Genomic DNA, 1,515 nt, shown 5'->3' on the forward strand with positions numbered 1-1,515 from the left:
CTCATAGCGCCCATAGGTTTCTACTTCTACCGAATTGAACCTTAACTGTATCTACAACCCTTACCACGCCAAGCCGCTTCAAATAGCTCATTTTAGCTGAAACACTAGCGTAGGAATAGTCAATTGACGCAGCAATGGTATGAGCGTCTGAATTTGGGTTCTTCTCCAAAAAGTCGATTATCTGAGTTTCAATACCAGATTTAGGACTATCGGATGTGAAATTGAAAGGAGCGTAACAAATCATAATTTTTGAGATTAGTTTTTATCCCCTGCGGTGTGGGGTTATATTCTTATGCAGGATTTATTCGCTACATACTCAGAGATGTTACATTTTGTGAGCTTCACAACCCTTGTATGCCTATCTCTGTCTAGTTCTGGGAATCGCTTGAGCTTTGTTTCAAACAACTTTCTACTTCCACCGGCAACCATCACTTTGCGGTCTAAACACATGTACTCACACAGCACATAATTAGCATCTGTCTTGTGGAAAAAATGTAGAATTTCATTGATACTCATAATTGCTGATATGTTTAGTTAGTAGAGTTTATTTGTCCAGTGGATGAGCCTTCCTCTAAATGGATTCATTGATGCTAAATGGACATTAGCCAACTCTTCCATCGACTCAAATCCTTCATTTTTAGCAAACTCTAACTCTTTCGATGTCGCTCTCAAACCACTGAGCTCTGAAAAAAGCATTGAGTGATCTATCCACGGTCTGTACCTCCTAGTCCAAATCCCGTATTGAATATGTAGATGCTGATTACTGGTGCACTTCACAAGTGGGGCGAATGGAAATTTCTCTCCCTCTGGAGTCACGGCTAGGAATTCGATATCGTCTCCAGGATCACACTCGAAGTCTGCAGGTACGATATGGTGGATCTTTAAGTCATACTTCTCATTGCAGACTCCTCTTTGGTCGATTTTATCCGGACGAATAATATCAATCCAATCGCCTCCTAATCCTTTTCTCTTACAAGTGGTCAAGATCATCTCAGGCCAATGCGTTGGCTCACCGTTCGCGTGGTGGGTAGGGATGGGGATTTGTCGTTTCATTTCTGTCTTCTTTTTAAGTCCTTCACCCATGATATCAGGAATGCTATTCCTAATACCACCCCAGAAAAGTGGACTATTGCCCAACCTGCCCAGAAAAGTTTTGAATCGAGTATATCTACAAGATTACCATTGGGTAATGCTAGAATGTGTAAGCTCGATGTGAGGATTAGAATCATTCCCACAATGGCCGCAATGAATGCTTGTTTGGTTTGATTTTTCATGTTCTACAGTGGTATTAATGATGAGTGTCAATTGACGTCGGTCAAACGCTCGGATTTGTACTGGAGCAATTCAGGAATAAATTCTGGCCAGAGCCTTTGTGTTTTCTTCAATAGCTCCTTGTAACCTTGACCGGTTGGATCCAAAAGCCATTTTTTAGCCTCCAGTCGGAAGAGTCTCGTTTTATTCCGGGTCGTTCTTTGTGCTTTTGAGAGCGATCGTTTCCGATCCTTCTCTTGAAGG

3 protein-coding genes are annotated in these 1,515 nt (G+C 41.8%); all 3 read right to left on the reverse strand.

Translation table 11 applies throughout. From position 1 onward, the window contains the following. Position 1: 1 nt before the first annotated feature. Positions 2–244, reverse strand: a complete 243-nt coding sequence (locus F8C82_RS14630) for a hypothetical protein (RefSeq protein WP_151694372.1) — start codon at positions 242–244, stop codon at positions 2–4. Between the two features lie 290 nt (positions 245–534). Further along, positions 535–1,053: a hypothetical protein gene (locus F8C82_RS14635; RefSeq protein WP_151694373.1), complete on the reverse strand. Its 519-nt coding sequence runs from the start codon at positions 1,051–1,053 to the stop codon at positions 535–537. 248 nt (positions 1,054–1,301) lie between these two features. Next, positions 1,302–1,515 (reverse strand): hypothetical protein (locus F8C82_RS14925; RefSeq protein WP_223279619.1); only part of this gene is annotated, 214 nt, incomplete at its 5' end.

The organism is Phaeocystidibacter marisrubri, assembly GCF_008933165.1.
Lineage (GTDB): Bacteria > Bacteroidota > Bacteroidia > Flavobacteriales > Schleiferiaceae > Phaeocystidibacter > Phaeocystidibacter marisrubri.

What these genes read in the sequence shown, in the direction of transcription:
- F8C82_RS14630 (WP_151694372.1), bottom strand. Translation starts at nt 244, where the DNA reads ATGATTTGTTACGCTCCTTTCAATTTCACATCCGATAGTCCTAAATCT.
- F8C82_RS14635 (WP_151694373.1), bottom strand. Translation starts at nt 1,053, where the DNA reads ATGAAACGACAAATCCCCATCCCTACCCACCACGCGAACGGTGAGCCA.